Genomic DNA, 16474 nt, shown 5'->3' with positions numbered 1-16474 from the left:
CTTCTTCTTCCGCGGTCAGAAGCGGAGAAAACCCGATCTCACCCAGGTAAAGCTGTGTCGCATCAAGGGCTTTCTGCGTGGCCCCATATTGCGAAATATCGACTTCATCACTCGTTGTTTCCGTCGATGCAGCTTTTTCCTCAACCTCTGCCGAGTCTAGTTCCACATCATCAAAGTCAAAGTTCTCGATATTTGTAGCAGTATTGCTTCTACTCATAGCGCCTCCCAGATGGCGAGTTAGCAAGACATTACAACTTCACTATGCCATGTTGTCTATTTCGGCAAGTACCGAAGCGGATTAACCGACTTACCTTTGTAACGGATCTCGAAATGTAGGCGAACACTGTTGCTACCGGAGCTTCCCATTGAAGCAATCTTCTGCCCCGCTTTTACCTTTTGTTGCTCTTTGACCAGCACCCTCTCATTGTGTGCATAAGCACTAAGATAGTCATCACTATGCTTAATAATCACGAGGTTGCCATAACCACGTAGGGCATTACCTGCGTATACCACCGTTCCTCCAGCTGAAGCCTTGACGGCCTGACCTCTTTTCCCGGCAATATCTATCCCTTTATTACCGTTTTCGGCATTGGAGAACTTGGCAATAACACGACCTTTGGTCGGCCATGACCAGCTGGCCACCTTGTTACTGTTATTCGCCTTACTTGTAACAACTTTGTTACTATTTGAATTTTGAGAGTACTCTTTTGTGCGAGCAGGATCAACATTTTTATTGGCTGTTTTTTGTTCGGCCGGCTTGGGTTTTGGCACCGGTTTGACTACCGGCGGTGGGGGTGGTTTAGGCTTGGCAGCATTAGTCACTGTTTTTACTGGGGGTTTAACAACTGCGACGGTACCGGCCTTTCCGTATGCAGGGGCAACATACTTCGGCTTCCAGAGCTGGAGGGTCTGCCCCGGGTAAATGGTGTAAGGAGGAGAAAGCTTATTACTGGCAATAATATCTTTTACTTCACGACCAGTTATATAAGAAATGAAATACAGAGTATCTCCTTTCTCTACCTGATAATAACTGCCGCGAAAGCTTCCTCGCTTCAGGCTGTTGTAATCTTTTTCGAGACTGGTTACAGGCGCTGGTATATGGGTGCTACAGGCTGACAGCAGTAGACATGCGACTGCCATAGTCATTGCTCGCCAGTTCGATCTATTCACCATCACACCCATCGGAATTTACGCCAGCTCTCCTGCGACCAGAGGAACAAAACGAACTGCCTCAATGTCCTTGGAAAGATATTGCTCACCGTTACGTACAATCTGCTTCAGTACCTGATACTCGTCACCGACCGGAATGATCAGGCGACCGCCATCAGCCAGCTGAGCCAGCAACTCTACCGGGATATCATCGGCAGCAGCTGTGACGATAATCGCATCGAATGGCCCTTTGCTCGGCCAGCCGAGCCAGCCATCACCGTGCTTGGTCGAAATATTGTGGAGATCGAGCTGTTTGAAGCGGCGCTTTGCCTGCCATTGCAAGGCTTTGATCCGCTCCACAGAAAACACATGTTCAACAATATGTGCCAATACCGCGGTCTGGTACCCCGAGCCCGTCCCGATTTCCAGGATCCGGGAGCTCGGCTTCAGATCCAGCAGCTCCGTCATTTTCGCCACAATATATGGCTGCGAGATCGTCTGTCCGCAACCAATAGGCAAGGCGTTATTCTCATAGGCTTTGTGGGATAAAGCCTCGTCGATGAACAGCTCTCTGGGAACTGCAGCCATCGCCTGCAATACGTTATCGTTACGGATACCCAGCTGATGCAAAAATGTCAGCAGACTATGTCGTTCTTCCGCATAGCGCATCCTTAATTTGTCTCCACTTGTGTTAGCCATTGTTCAATGCCGTTAATCGCATCATGTGCAGTCAGATCAACCTGTAGCGGCGTGATCGATACATGGTTGTGCTCTATGGCGTAAAAATCCGTCCCCGGGCCGGCGTCCTGACATGCCCCCGGCGGGCCCAGCCAGTATATCGTCTTACCGCGCGGATCCACGGCCTTTTCCATTTTCTCGGCACGATGGCGGGCACCCAGGCGAGTCACCTGCCAGTCACCCAACTCGGAAAAGGGGACATCAGGTACATTGATGTTCAGTATCTTGTTGGTCGGCAACGGCCGTTCGGCCAACTTGCCTACAATGTCTTTGATAACCAAAGCCGCGGTATCAAAGTGTCGTGAGCCAACCAAAGAGACAGCAATCGCCGGGACACCCAGAAAGTGACCTTCTGTCGCCGCAGCAACCGTACCGGAGTAAAGCACATCATCACCGAGATTTGCACCATGGTTAATGCCGGCAACAACAATATCCGGACGGTACTCCAGCCATTCGTTCAGCGCAAAGTGAACACAGTCTGTCGGCGTTCCTTCAACCGAGACCCGACGTTCGCCTTCCTCGCGAATACGCAGCGGGTTATCTAATGTGAGGGAATTAGAGGCACCTGAACGGTTCCGATCCGGCGCCACAACTGTCACTTCGCCGATCTCTTCCAGCGCAGCTGCCAGCGTATTTATTCCGTCGGCAAAAATGCCATCATCATTACTGATCAAAATTCGCATGGTCGCCATCCTCTAGCTCACGCTCAATCATTAGTTCACGCACCACCGCCGTCGCAAAACAGCCAGCCGGCAGCGAAAACGACACAATCAGATCATTACCATCCTGCTGCCACTCCATCTGCTGGGGTTTTAACAACAAGGTGCGACGCTCATGGCGCATCCGATTATCACGGATCAGCTTGAGCAACAGCGGCTCCTGCTCGACAACGGACATCTCAAACGCCTCGGCATCCGCTGTGGTTGGCAGGGCATTATCCCCCATCATCGGGGCAGTGATAGCCATGGTGCCATTATCCACCTTTTGCTGAAGCTCAGCAGAGGCCGACTCGGCAATCAGGCCACGCTCGTCACCATCCTGCTGCAGACTATCGCCCGCCAGCAATGTATGTACCTTGCCTTGCTCTATACGGGCTGACAACACCATATTAAACAACCAGGAACGTGCCGCAGACAAATAGAAGCTACGCTTGCTCTTGTCACGAACACGGAACTCATCGTTGCCCCAACTGCGCGCCTTAACCACATTATTACCACTGTGGCCAAACCGTTGTTCGCCGAAGTAATTTGGCACCCCGTTCTGCTTTACCTGCTCCAGGCGGGTGATAACATCCTGCGGCATGTCCAATTCTGTCAGTCGCAACTGAAACCAGTTACCAACCAGATCACCCGGCCGAAGTTTTTTATCGTGACGAGCCGTTTCCAGAACTTCAACGCCGGGATGCTCGGCAACGAACCGGGTCAGGTCCGGATCGGGCTTGCCCGGCAGGTGCACACTTAACCACTGTTCGGTTACTGCATGACGATCTTTCAGACCAGCCCAACTGACATCACGGGATTTTACCCCGCATGCTTTTGCCAGCTCATTAACTACATATTTGGTGTTCTCACCCGTCTTGCGGATTTTCACCATAAAATGCTCACCGGTTTCGGCAAAATCAAAGCCTAAATTTTCTTTAACCACAAAATGTTCAGGCAGGACTTTGATGCGCCCCTGACAACCAGGTTTACCGTATAACCAGTTAAAGTTGTCCATTACGTTAGACATAAATACACCGTTTGTTAGCAACCAAAACGCTGGCTGTGAAACCTAAAGCTAGCTTGCTCAGCAAGCGAGCAACAGGAAAATAATCTTATTGTTTGTTGATAAGGACGACAGCCTCACAAGCAATCCCTTCTTTACGTCCCGTAAAGCCCAGGCGCTCCGAGGTCGTTGCCTTTACATTAATATTTTCAATATCTGTTTCCAGATCATCGGCAATGGTCTGACACATCGCCTCGATATAAGGTGCCATTTTGGGTGCCTGGGCAATAATCGTGACATCCAGGTTACCCAGGCGATATCCTTTCGCCTTCACTTTACTATAGACATCCCGCAGCAGAAAACGGCTGTCAGCCCCTTCCCACTCGGCATCGGTATCGGGAAAATGACGGCCGATATCACCGGCACCAATTGCACCCAGCAGCGCATCACAGACGGCATGCAAGGCGACATCCCCGTCAGAATGTGCAATTAGCCCCTGCTCGTAGGGGATTGCCACACCGCCAATGATCACTGGCCCTTCACCACCAAACTTGTGTACATCAAAACCGTGTCCAATTCGCATCATGGCTAATCCTTCGTTATTTGTTGTAAGTAAAAACCGGCCAGGGCCAGATCTTCGGGCTGGGTGACTTTCAGGTTGTCAGCCCGCCCTTTTACTAATTGCGGCACATATCCGCAAAACTCAAGGGCCGACGCCTCATCGGTGATCACTGCCCCCTTCTCCAGCGCATACCGGAGCGAGTCCCGGAGTTGTCTGACCTTGAACATCTGCGGTGTCAGGGCATGCCAGAGGTTCTCGCGATCCACGGTTTCGCGTATTCCCTGTTGGTTATCACCGGCTAGCATCACACCACGCTTCATCGTATCCCGTACCGGTGCCGCCAAAATGGCACCGCTCTCGCTCTGCAGCGCGGTATTAATCAAACGTTCCAGATCAGCCAGCTGCAAACAAGGACGGGCGGCATCATGAACCAACGCCCAGCTGTCTTCATCGTCGATAGCTGCCAGCCCAGCAAACACCGAATCGGCCCGCTCCGCTCCGCCGTCAACACGCAGAATTCGCGGATCACGAGCTAGCGGCAGCGCCTCGAAATAGGGGTCACTATTGCTGATCGCAATGATCACGCGCTCTATCGCCGGATGGCAAAACAAGCGATCAATTGTGTGTTCTAAAATTGTCTTTCCTGCAATCTGCAGGTATTGCTTCGGACGGTCTGCTGCCATTCGGCTGCCAACTCCAGCAGCAGGTACAACTGCGGTGATCTTTTCGGTCATGAGTTAGGTGTTTTACGCTCAGAGTTAAAGTAATACCAGTAACATTATCAATGCCAATGCCTGCGTTCAGGCGTATTGAGCAAGGAGGGGCTATTCACCCACAATGCGAAAGAAGGTTTCTCCCGGCTTTATCATGCCAAGCTCGTTGCGCGCTCGCTCCTCGACTGCTTCCTGACCGCGATGGAGATCATGAATTTCAGCATACATTTGCTGATTACGCTGCTTTAGCTCGGCATTAGCCTGCAACTGGATGGCAACATTATCTTTTGCCGCCAAATAATCCATCATGCCATTTTTACCAAGCCAAAAATCATACTGAAGCCAGCACAATACCGCCAGCAGCGAGACAGTTAACAAGCGCATGCTGATCCCCGTTATTTCATGCAATTAGTTCAGTGACGACAATTTTCCTAACTAATAGTACTTATTTACGCCAGATAGAATAGCGCAATTAGTTAATAAAATTGCAATGCAGTAATAATCCCATAAAGCGCAAGATGTGACTAGCGCCGAATGCCAAACTCATCATGTATTCGGACATAAAAAAACCGCCTCACGAGGAGGCGGTTCGATAACTCAGAGTGATAGTTTCACTCCAAAAGCAAGCTAATGATTAAGCTTGACCTTTAACTTCTTTAAGACCGTTGTAAGGTGCTTTTTCACCTAGTGCTTCTTCGATACGAATTAGCTGGTTGTACTTAGCAACACGGTCAGAACGGCTCATAGAACCAGTCTTGATCTGGCCAGCAGCAGTACCTACCGCTAGGTCAGCGATAGTTGCATCTTCAGTTTCACCAGAACGGTGAGAGATTACTGCAGTGTAGCCTGCGTCTTTAGCCATCTTGATAGCAGCCAGAGTTTCAGTTAGAGAACCGATCTGGTTGAACTTGATAAGGATTGAGTTAGCAACGCCTTTCTCGATACCTTCAGCTAGGATCTTAGTGTTAGTAACAAACAGGTCGTCACCTACTAGCTGGATTTTACCGCCTAGTAGTTCAGTCTGGTGCTTGAAGCCATCCCAGTCAGACTCGTCCAGGCCGTCTTCGATAGAAACGATTGGGTACTCTTCAACTAGACCAGCTAGGTAGTGGTTGAACTCTTCAGAAGTGAAGATCTTGCCTTCGCCCTTCATGTTGTAGTTACCAGCTTCTTTGTCGTAGAACTCAGAAGCAGCACAGTCCATAGCAAGAGTTACGTCTTTGCCTAGCTCGTAGCCTGCTAGCTCAACAGCTTCTTTGATTGCAGCAAGTGCAGCAGCGTTAGACTCTAGGTTAGGAGCGAAACCACCTTCGTCACCTACAGCAGTGCTCATGCCTTTAGCTTTAAGAACTTTAGCTAGGTTGTGGAATACTTCAGCACCGATGCGTAGACCTTCTTTCAGAGTCTTCGCGCCAACTGGCTGAATCATGAATTCCTGGATGTCAACGTTGTTGTCAGCGTGCTCACCACCGTTGATGATGTTCATCATTGGTAGAGGCATAGAGAACTGACCAGCAGTACCGTTTAGCTCAGCGATGTGCTCGTAAAGAGGCATGCCTTTAGCCGCTGCAGCAGCTTTAGCATTCGCTAGAGAAACAGCTAGGATTGCGTTTGCGCCGAAGTTAGACTTGTTTTCAGTACCGTCTAGGTCGATCATCACCTGATCGATTGCAGCTTGGTCTTTCGCATCTTTACCAACAAGAGCTTCTGCGATAGCACCGTTCACAGCTTCAACAGCTTTAAGAACGCCTTTACCTAGGAAACGAGACTTGTCGCCGTCACGTAGCTCAAGAGCTTCACGAGAACCAGTTGATGCACCAGATGGCGCAGCAGCCATACCTACGAAACCGCCTTCTAGGTGAACTTCAGCTTCAACAGTTGGGTTACCACGTGAATCGATAATTTCACGACCTAGAACTTTAACGATCTTAGACATTATGTTTCCTCTTGCTTTATCTTCAATTTAAAAGCTAAAAAAATAGCTGCAGCCATAACCGCTACAGCTATCCGTAATCCTTACTTATTCAGCTCACCGCGCTGGTTTTCGCCAGCCGCTTTTACAAAGCCTTCGAACAGTGGGTGACCGTCGCGAGGCGTTGAGGTGAACTCAGGGTGGAACTGAGCAGCCACAAACCATGGGTGGTTAGGGATCTCGATAATTTCCACCAGCTTCTTGTCTGCAGACAGACCAGAAATCTTCAGACCTGCTTTCTCCAGTTTAGGCAGCAGGTTGTTGTTAACTTCGTAGCGGTGACGGTGACGCTCGTGAACGGTTGCATCACCGTATAGTTCACGTGCTTTCGAACCTTCCGCTAGGTGGCATAGCTGAGAGCCCAGGCGCATGGTACCGCCCAGATCAGATTTTTCGGTACGCTCTTCAACATTACCTTCGTTATCAACCCACTCTGTGATCAGGCCAACAACCGGGTTCTTGGTCTCTGCGTCAAACTCAGTCGAGTGCGCGCCCTCAAGACCGGCAACGTTACGGGCAAACTCAATCAGTGCCACCTGCATACCCAGACAAATGCCCAGGTAAGGAATTTTGTTTTCACGGGCGTATTGTGCCGTCAGGATCTTACCTTCAACACCACGACCGCCGAAACCACCAGGAACCAGAATTGCGTCAAGACCTTGCAGTGCTTCTGCACCTTTAGATTCAACGTCCTGAGAGTCAACGTACTTGATCTTCACAGACAGGCGGTTCTTCAGACCTGCATGCTTCAGTGCTTCGTTGACTGACTTGTAGGCATCCGGTAGTTCGATGTACTTACCCACCATACCGATAACTACTTCAGCTGTCGGGTTGGCTTCTTCGTAGATAACCTGTTCCCACTCAGACAGATCAGCTTCAGGTGCTGTGATACCAAAACGCTGACAAACAAGATCATCCAGACCCTGTGCCTTGATAAGCTGTGGGATTTTGTAGATTGAATCTACGTCTTTCATTGAGATAACGGCTTTTTCCTGCACGTTACAGAACAGTGCAATCTTCGCACGCTCGTTAGCAGGGATCATACGGTCAGAACGACATACCAGAATGTCAGGCTGAATACCGATTGAAAGCAGTTCTTTTACTGAATGCTGTGTAGGCTTGGTTTTTACTTCACCCGCAGCGGCCAGGTAAGGAACCAGCGTCAGGTGCATAAACATCGCACGCTCGCGGCCTAGCTCTACAGCCAACTGACGGATAGCTTCCATGAACGGCAGTGATTCGATATCACCAACAGTACCGCCCACTTCCACGATAGCCACATCATGTCCTTCAGCACCAGCAATCACACGCTCTTTGATAGCGTTAGTGATGTGTGGGATAACCTGAATCGTTGCACCTAGGTAATCACCACGACGCTCTTTTCGCAATACATCCGCATAAACACGGCCAGCGGTAAAGTTGTTGCGTTTAGTCATTTTGGTACGAATGAAACGCTCGTAGTGACCTAAGTCAAGGTCGGTCTCTGCACCGTCTTCCGTAACGAATACTTCGCCGTGTTGAATTGGGCTCATTGTGCCTGGGTCAACGTTGATGTAAGGGTCTAGCTTCATCATAGTCACGTTAAGACCACGTGCTTCTAGAATAGCCGCCAGAGATGCAGCAGCAATACCTTTACCTAGTGAGGATACGACCCCGCCCGTAACAAAAATATAATTCGTTGTCATGTTTAACCTGGAAGATTGGTGTAGAGGATTAAAATGTATCTGGACGGGAAATTAGTATACCAGACACAGTTTATCGCCACAACGTGAAATCTATCACAGCATTGGCTGTTTTTTTTTGTCTCAAATCAAATATACCCAATCGCATCACTCGCTTGCCGTCACTGCACGCTGCATAGTTACCTGGGCAACAGCACCAACATCATGATGACGGCTAACCTTCCCTCTGCTTCACTTTATCCCATTCGCTATCGAGCACTTCCAGCGAGCAATCTTCAAATTGCTTCCCTTGTTCTAGCACACTTTTTTCAACTTCGCGAAACCGACGCTCAAACTTTTTGTTTGCCCGCTGCAGGGCCGACTCCGGTTTGACCTTGAGATGACGACTCAAGTTGACGACAGCAAACAGTAAATCTCCGACTTCTTCCTCGATCTTATCCTGATCAGGTGACACTTGGATGACTTCCTCCATCACCTCGTCAATCTCTTCCTTCACCTTCTCGACGACCGGGCCGACCGTGTTCCAGTCAAAACCATGCTTGGCACAGCGCTTCTGGATTTTGTCTGCCCGAGTCAACGCCGGCAGGGCTTTGGGGATATTGGCGAGGATACTGGCATCTTCGCCTTTTGCCGCCCGCTCCTTCGCTTTTTCAGCTTCCCAATTGGCGTTGATTGCCTCGTCATCGGCAAACTCGGTCTCACCGAAAACATGGGGATGGCGGCGGATCAGCTTGTCGTTGATACCGGTAACGACCTCATCAAAATCAAACAGCCCCTGCTCTTTACCCAGCTGGCTGTAGAAAATCACCTGAAACAATAGATCCCCGAGCTCTTCACGGACATCATTCCAGTCCTGCTGCTCGATAGCATCGGCAACCTCATAGGCCTCTTCGATGGTATGGGGCACGATAGAGGCAAAATTCTGTTTGAGATCCCACGGGCAGCCTTTGTTCGGGTCGCGCAATGTCGCCATAATTTCAACCAGCTGCTCGATCGGGGTGCGCTGTTTATCACTCATAATCACTGTTCTTCTGTTCTTTTCTATCCAGTAAAAAAACGGGCGGCATCAGGCCACCCGCTTCTTAGTCTTGCTCGTTTGAGTCTAGTAAAGCCGCTTGGCTTCAGCGACGTCCTTCACCTGCTCAATACGCTTGAGAACCCGGCTCAATACCTCAAGATCCGTCAGCTCCAGATCGAAGTCCATGATTGACATCTGCTTCTTGAAATCAATCCGGCTCTTCATGCCCGACACCTTGACTTTCTCGTTGGCAAAGGTGTTTGTCAGCTCCTTGATCAGGCCATTACGCTCCGATGCCGTCACTCTGACGGTGATATTGTAATTTCCGACAAAGCCACCGCCCCACACGGTGTCGATGATCCGCTCAGGTGCCACATGGCGAAGCTCCTCAAGCTGCTCGCAGTCACTGCGGTGCACGGAGATCCCGCGCCCCTGGGTGACAAACCCCTGGATGTCATCGCCAGGAATAGGCTGGCAACAGCGGGCCAGATGTGTCATCAGGTTATCGACGCCTTCCACCACCACCGCATCACGCTGCGGCTTCTTGCTGGTTTCAACCTTGGTGCTGGCCTCGGCCAGCTTTTCCAGCAACTGCTGGTCTTCTTCTGCCGCCGTCGGCTTGTTGACAAGGGCATTGATATGGTTGATCACCTGGTTGATACGCAAGTCACCGCTACCCACCCCGGCATACAGCTCAACCGCAGAGTTGACGTTAAAGCGCTTCAGCGCATAGGCCTCGGCATCTTTGAGCGTCGCCCCGATTTTCACCAGTTCGGTTTCCAGGATCTCGCGCCCGGCGGCAATGTTCTTGTCACGGTCCTGCTTGCGGAACCAGGCATGTACCTTGGCACGGGCCCGGCTCGAAGTCACAAAACCCAAGTTCGGGTTCAGCCAGTCCCTCGATGGGTTCGGCTCTTTCTGGGTAATGATTTCTACCTGATCGCCCATCTGCAGGCGGTAGGTAAACGGGACGATACGTCCTTCTACCTTGGCCCCGATACAACGGTGCCCCACCTCGGAGTGGATGTGGTAGGCAAAATCAAGCGGGGTCGCATCAAGCGGCAGATCCACCACATCGCCTTTCGGGGTAAAGGCATAAACACGATCGTCAAACACCTGGCTACGCAGCTCGTCGAGCATTTCGCCGGAGTCCGACATCTCCTCCTGCCATGCCAGCAGTTTGCGTAACCAGTTGATTTTCTCGTCGTAGGCCGACTTGGCACCTCCCGAAGAACCTTCCTTGTACTTCCAGTGCGCAGCAACACCAAGCTCGGACTCTTCGTGCATTTGCTTGGTGCGGATCTGGATCTCAATGGTCTTGCCTTCCGGCCCCAACACTACCGTATGAATCGACTGGTAGCCGTTTGGCTTGGGGTTGGCGACATAGTCATCGAATTCTTTCGGCAGATGACGGTACTTGGTATGCACGACACCCAGCGCCGCGTAGCAGTCCTGCAGCTGGTCCGCAATGATACGTACCGCCCGGACATCAAACAGTTCGTCAAAGGCCAGGCTCTTCTTCTGCATCTTACGCCAGATGCTGTAGATATGCTTGGGACGACCGTGCACCTCAGCCTTGATATGCGATGCTTTCATTGACTCGTCTAGATCGGAGACAAAGTGATCAATGTACTGCTCGCGGTCTATCCGGCGCTCGGAAAGCTGTTTGGCAATTTGCTTGTAGGTATTCGGGTGGTTATAGCGAAACGCGTAGTCTTCAATCTCCCACTTCAGCTGACCGATACCCAACCGGTTTGCCAGCGGTGAGTAGATGTTGGCACACTCTTTCGCAGCTGCACGACGGACCTCATCCGGCTCGTCTTTCACCTCACGTAAATTACAGATACGCTCGGCCAGCTTAATGACCACACAGCGGAAGTCATCCACCATCGACAGCAGCATACGGCGGATATTATCGACCTGAGCCGACTGTGCCGCCCCCTCGGTGGTTGCATTTAACTGGCCGATGGCAGCCATCTGGCCCACCCCGGTCACCATCTGCAAGATCGTATTGTTGTAGTCTTCCTTCAACTGCTCCGGCTCATAGACACCGGCCTCGACCAGAGGAAACAGCAAAGCAGCAACTAGGGTATCCTTGTCCATGCTCAGGGTAACAAGGATCTCCACCATTTCGCGGCCGCGCCATAGCAATAACGACGCGGACTCTTCCTCTGACGTTAAATCGATACATCGCTGGTAGGTTTGCGCAATGCGTTTCGCCACTTTGGCGTCTTGTTGCAAACTCTCGACCCAAGATGAAAGCTCAAATGTATCATTTTCCTTTAAATGCGCACCGCGAACTGCGACCATTTCTCTATCCTGTAAGTTCTCTTGTTAATGTTGAATAACACTACTTTTTGGTGCCCAGACTATTTTTTGTAAACAGGGCCATAGACTCTAGATGCCCGGTATGCGGGAACATATCCAACATACCCAGGCGTTCCAACTGATAACCTTGCTTCAGCAACACCTGGCTGTCTCGAGCCAGCGTGGCAGGGTTGCATGAAACATACACGACCCTTTCCGGGTTCAAATTGACAACATGCTGCATGACCCCGGCTGCCCCGGCGCGTGCCGGATCAAGCAGAATTTTATTAAAGTGTTCTTGTGCCCAGACCATGGAGGTAACATCCTCCTCCAGGTTGGCCTGATAGAACGAGGCATTGTTTATCTGGTTTATCAATGCATTATCACTAGCACGATGCACCATCTCATCAACACCTTCAACACCGACCAGCGCCTTTGCTCGTTTTGCCAGTGGCAGACTAAAGTTACCCAAACCACAGAACAAATCCAAGACCCGATCGGTTGGCCCGACATCCAGCCATTCAAGGGCCTGCTCAACCATCCGGGTATTCACGTCCCGGTTGACCTGGATAAAATCCTTCGGGGAAAAATACAACTTCTGGCCATCTAGCTCATAATACGGAGCCTGACCTGAAATTCTATCGATTGAATCAGATGTTGGGGCCAAATACAGAATAACATCGTATTGCTCGGCAAACTGACGTAACAAGGTCATATCTTTGTCATTAAACGGCTGCAGATGGCGGATCAAGACCACTCTGCCGTTATCAGCCTCCACCAGCTCGACATGCCCGAGGTGCTTTTGCCCCTTCAGCCGGTTTAACAGGCTGCGTAGCGGCGGCAACAGCTCATTTAGCGACTGTGCCAGTACCGGACACTGCTCGACATCAACGATATCCTTGCTCTGATTCTTGCGGAAACCAAACTGCAGCTTTCCGCCGCTCAGCTTCAGACTGAAACGAGAACAACGGCGATAATGCTTGTCGCTACCGACAATCGGCGCTGCCTGAGCGAACGCCTGCTCCTTGTCCGTGGCCGCAAACTTACTCATCAGCTCGCTCAATGCCTGCTGTTTGGCCTCTACCTGTCCTGAATGGGACAAATGTTGCAAGTTGCATCCGCCACACTGGTCATAGATAGGACAATGCGCTTTAATACGTGCCTGACTGTCAGCCAGACGTTTTATGACCTTGGCTCGCGCGAACTGCTTCTTGTCTTCGGTAAACTGAACCAACGCCTTTTCACCCGGCAACAGGCCATCAACAAAGACCGGTTTTCTGTTGATATGACCGATACCGGCGCCCAGGTGATCCAGGCGGCTAATTTCAATTTCTTTATGCTTGGTATCAGTTACTTTTCGTTTTTGAGGCTTAAAAAAGCGTGCCATAGTGTTTTGACTCACGGAGCAGATAAACCAAACTGAGTGATATTGTCGGCAGTTTGGTATTAGTTGATTGTCGAATAGCCATTGTTTCATTAAGCTAACGGCCACAGATGGACGACAATTCTCCCACAGAATCGCTTTCTTGTAATTAAGAGAACCATGACCAAATATGGACTTCGTGCCAGGGTCTTCACCCTGACATTAGCACCGACACTGATTATTGGCCTGCTATTAAGCGCATTTTTTACCATGAGCCGTTATCGGGATCTCGAGCATCAGCTGATTTCGACCGGTGCCAGTATCATCGAACCCCTTGCGATTTCAACTGAATACGGAATGACAGACAAGAACCGCGAAGCCGTTCGCCGTCTGATCAGCTATGCCCACCGCAAGCACTCTCAGATAGTCCGCAGCATTGCCGTCTTCGATGCCGACAACCAGCTGTTTGTCACCTCGAATTTTCACCGCAATTTTGAAACCCTGATGTATCCGGATGATCAGTCGATCCCGATGCTGCTCGATACCCGGCTCAACGAGAACTCACTGATACTCCGCGCTCCGATATTGAGCGAAGGCCAATTTTCCTCGATATCCGCACCGGGCTACCAGGCAGAAGCGCTGGGCTATATTGCATTAGAGCTGGATCTGAGCGCCCTGCGCCTGCAGCAATACCAGGAAGTCTTTACCGCCCTGATGGTGCTACTGCTCGGGCTGACACTGTCGTCCCTGTTTGCCTACCGCCTGATGAAAGATGTTACCCGGCCAATTTCCCATATGGTCAGCGTGGTGGACAGGATCCGCCGAGGACACCTCGATATCCGAATCGAGGGTGAGCTCCTGGGTGAGCTCGATACCCTGAAGAACGGTATCAATGCCATGGCTATCTCGTTGTCTGAATACCATATCGAAATGCAACAAAGCATCGACCAGGCAACCTCAGATCTGCGCGAGACCCTGGAGCAGCTGGAGATCCAGAATGTCGAGCTGGATATTGCCAAAAAACGCGCCCAGGAAGCGGCCCGCGTGAAGTCAGAGTTCCTGGCCAATATGTCGCACGAGCTACGAACTCCGCTCAACGGGGTCATTGGCTTTACCCGCCAGATGCTGAAAACACGCCTCAGCACCAGCCAGCAGGATTACCTGCAGACCATCGAGAAATCAGCCAATAACCTGCTGACTATCATCAATGACATCCTCGACTTCTCGAAGCTCGAAGCCGGCAAACTACTATTGGAAAACATCCCGTTCGATTTCACCGAATCACTGGATGAAGTGATGAAGCTGCTGGCACCGAGTGCCCATGAGAAGGGACTTGAGCTAACACTGAAAATCGATAACCGGATCCCGACCGGACTGATCGGCGATCCGCTGCGTATCCAGCAGGTGCTGACCAACTTGATTGGCAACGCGGTGAAATTTACCGAGCGTGGCAATATCGATGTGTCGGTCGAGCTGAAAACCGACCGCGACGAGAACATCGAGCTACAGTTTATGGTGCGTGATACCGGGATCGGGATTTCCGAGCGCCAGCAGGCTCAGCTGTTCCAGGCCTTCAGCCAGGCTGATGCCAGCATTTCCCGCCGCTACGGCGGTACCGGGCTGGGACTGGTGATCACCCAGAAACTGGTTACCCAGATGGGCGGCGAAATCAGCCTGACCAGTCGCCTTCACCAGGGATCGACGTTCTGGTTCAGCCTGCGTCTGACCAAAACGGATCTACCGGTCTCCCAGCCGATTGATACCTCGTCGCTAAGCGGCAAGAAACTGCTGCTTATCGAACCTAACATGCAGGCCGCCTCGGTGATCCAGCAGCGCCTGATCAAGGCCGGGATCCATGTGACCTACCGCTCGACGATGCCGGAAGATGCCGAGCACCACCACTTTGCCCTGCTCAACCTGACACCGGGCGAGCAGCCGCCGATCGCGAGCCTGCTGGATATGGTATTCAAGGCCGAGCAGCTGACCGACAAGGTGATGGTCTGCCTGCCGACCACCGAACTGGCTCTGTCCGAGCGGCTGGTCAATGCCGGGGTATCCGCCTGTCTGCCTAAGCCTCTGGCACACCGCAAGCTACTGGAGACGTTGGTCAGCGAGCCTGACATGCTTTCCGAGCCGGCACCGCAGCTGTTGCCGGAGCCAAGCGAGAGCATACAGCCGCTGACAGTGATGGCCGTCGATGACAACCCGGCCAACCTTAAACTGATTTCCGCCCTGCTCAGCGAACGGGTTGAGACCGTGATCACCGCAACGGGCGGACGTAAGGCGGTGGAATATGCCCACCAGAAGGGCTTTGACCTGATCTTCATGGATATCCAGATGCCGGAAATGGACGGCGTCACGGCCTGTCAGGAGATCCACAAGACTGAACTGAACCACAATACCCCGGTTATCGCCGTCACGGCCCATGCCATGGCCGGTGAGCGCGAGCGCCTGATCAATGCAGGAATGGATGACTACCTGACTAAGCCTATCGAGGAGCATATCCTGCAGCAGATCCTGGCCAAGTGGACCCGTCCGCATGATGCCGACGCCAATCTGCAGGCCAATGCAGAATCAATGTCCGAGCCGGAACCTGTACCGCCGGTTAACCACAATGTCAGCTGGGACTGGGAGCTGGCGCTGAAACAGGCTGCCGGCAAGGAAGAGCTGGCTAAAGACATGCTGCAAATGCTGCTCGACTATATGCCAGAAGTCGAAATGCTGGTCAACGAAGCGCTGGACGGCAAAGATATCGAGCTCTGGCCACCAATCCACAAACTTCACGGCAGCTGTGCCTACAGCGGGGTGCCGAGGCTGAAAAACCTCTGCTATACCATTGAAACGGCGCTGAAAGCCGACGCGAAGACAGAGGATATCGAGCCGGAGCTGTTCGAGCTGATCGATGAAATGAATAACGTGGTGAAGGCGTCGAAAACGTATCGGCACTGATTGCTAGAGACGTGAGCCTAGTTCTGGGCTCCTAGAGGAAGCACTAAAAAGGAGAGCGTTAGCTCTCCTTTTTTATAACGGGTTCTGGGTCCTGTAGACAGTACTTATCGAATACTAAAAGCGTGCAGATTTTAACTCCTCCTCCCTTTTCTAGGGGGAGGCTGGGAGGGGGTTAGCGATATAACCCCACTGTAGAAACCGAACATAGTTTACGTTTTAAACCGGGGACATGGTTTACATATCATGTCCTCTTTTTGATTCGTTCAATCACCATGTCTTTTTCGTTAAGATAACCTATATGCATAAAAGAAAAGTAG

14 protein-coding genes are annotated in these 16474 nt (G+C 51.4%); 1 reads left to right on the top strand and 13 read right to left on the bottom strand.

Annotation, left to right across the window (positions count from 1 at the left end; genetic code table 11):
- The 13 genes from MHN01_RS04455 to rlmD form a co-directional block, all read right to left on the bottom strand.
- Nucleotides 1-217 (bottom strand): sigma-70 factor domain-containing protein (locus tag MHN01_RS04455; RefSeq protein ID WP_304622838.1); only part of this gene is annotated, 217 nt, incomplete at its 3' end.
- A gap of 56 nt (nucleotides 218-273) precedes the next feature.
- Nucleotides 274-1140, bottom strand: a complete 867-nt coding sequence (locus MHN01_RS04450; protein WP_370646421.1) for a peptidoglycan DD-metalloendopeptidase family protein — start codon at nucleotides 1138-1140, stop codon at nucleotides 274-276.
- A 48-nt stretch (nucleotides 1141-1188) separates the two neighbouring features.
- On the bottom strand, nucleotides 1189-1848 hold the full coding sequence (locus tag MHN01_RS04445; RefSeq protein WP_370646420.1) for a protein-L-isoaspartate(D-aspartate) O-methyltransferase: 660 nt from the start codon (nucleotides 1846-1848) through the stop codon (nucleotides 1189-1191).
- Nucleotides 1821-2570, bottom strand: coding sequence for a 5'/3'-nucleotidase SurE (gene surE / locus MHN01_RS04440; protein WP_239410218.1), 750 nt, complete (start codon nucleotides 2568-2570; stop codon nucleotides 1821-1823). Before surE ends, MHN01_RS04445 begins: the two co-directional genes overlap by 28 nt.
- Nucleotides 2551-3615: a tRNA pseudouridine(13) synthase TruD gene (gene truD / locus MHN01_RS04435; RefSeq protein ID WP_239410217.1), complete on the bottom strand. Its 1065-nt coding sequence runs from the start codon at nucleotides 3613-3615 to the stop codon at nucleotides 2551-2553. Before truD ends, surE begins: the two co-directional genes overlap by 20 nt.
- An 85-nt stretch (nucleotides 3616-3700) precedes the next feature.
- Entirely contained in the window at nucleotides 3701-4174 is a 474-nt protein-coding gene (ispF, locus tag MHN01_RS04430; RefSeq protein ID WP_239410220.1) for a 2-C-methyl-D-erythritol 2,4-cyclodiphosphate synthase, read from the bottom strand.
- 5 nt (nucleotides 4175-4179) lie between these two features.
- Nucleotides 4180-4887 (bottom strand): 2-C-methyl-D-erythritol 4-phosphate cytidylyltransferase, encoded by a 708-nt coding sequence (gene ispD / locus MHN01_RS04425; protein WP_239410216.1) that lies wholly within the window; start codon nucleotides 4885-4887, stop codon nucleotides 4180-4182.
- Nucleotides 4888-4977: 90 nt separating this feature from the next.
- Nucleotides 4978-5250 (bottom strand): cell division protein FtsB, encoded by a 273-nt coding sequence (gene ftsB, locus MHN01_RS04420; RefSeq protein WP_239410215.1) that lies wholly within the window; start codon nucleotides 5248-5250, stop codon nucleotides 4978-4980.
- 250 nt (nucleotides 5251-5500) lie between these two features.
- The gene (gene eno, locus MHN01_RS04415) at nucleotides 5501-6802 is read right to left on the bottom strand and encodes a phosphopyruvate hydratase (protein ID WP_239410214.1); all 1302 of its coding nucleotides are present in this window, start codon (nucleotides 6800-6802) and stop codon (nucleotides 5501-5503) included.
- 80 nt (nucleotides 6803-6882) lie between these two features.
- A complete protein-coding gene (locus MHN01_RS04410) occupies nucleotides 6883-8523 on the bottom strand; it encodes a CTP synthase (RefSeq protein WP_239410213.1) in 1641 nt (546 codons plus the stop codon).
- 211 nt (nucleotides 8524-8734) lie between these two features.
- The gene (gene mazG / locus MHN01_RS04405; protein ID WP_239410212.1) at nucleotides 8735-9538 is read right to left on the bottom strand and encodes a nucleoside triphosphate pyrophosphohydrolase; all 804 of its coding nucleotides are present in this window, start codon (nucleotides 9536-9538) and stop codon (nucleotides 8735-8737) included.
- An 84-nt stretch (nucleotides 9539-9622) separates the two neighbouring features.
- Nucleotides 9623-11848 carry a GTP diphosphokinase gene (relA, locus tag MHN01_RS04400; protein WP_239410211.1) on the bottom strand — a complete coding sequence of 742 codons (2226 nt, stop codon included), beginning with the start codon at nucleotides 11846-11848 and terminating at the stop codon, nucleotides 9623-9625.
- 40 nt (nucleotides 11849-11888) lie between these two features.
- Nucleotides 11889-13232 carry a 23S rRNA (uracil(1939)-C(5))-methyltransferase RlmD gene (gene rlmD / locus MHN01_RS04395; RefSeq protein ID WP_239410210.1) on the bottom strand — a complete coding sequence of 448 codons (1344 nt, stop codon included), beginning with the start codon at nucleotides 13230-13232 and terminating at the stop codon, nucleotides 11889-11891.
- Nucleotides 13233-13388: 156 nt separating this feature from the next.
- On the opposite strand from rlmD, the gene barA reads away from it, so the two are divergent.
- The gene (gene barA, locus MHN01_RS04390) at nucleotides 13389-16157 is read left to right on the top strand and encodes a two-component sensor histidine kinase BarA (protein ID WP_239410209.1); all 2769 of its coding nucleotides are present in this window, start codon (nucleotides 13389-13391) and stop codon (nucleotides 16155-16157) included.
- The last annotated feature ends 317 nt before the right edge of the window (nucleotides 16158-16474 follow it).

It is taken from the genome of Photobacterium sp. OFAV2-7, assembly GCF_022347985.1.
GTDB lineage: Bacteria > Pseudomonadota > Gammaproteobacteria > Enterobacterales > Vibrionaceae > Photobacterium.
The sequence above is the reverse complement of the archived record's forward strand: the minus strand, read 5'-3'. Positions and strand labels throughout refer to the sequence as shown.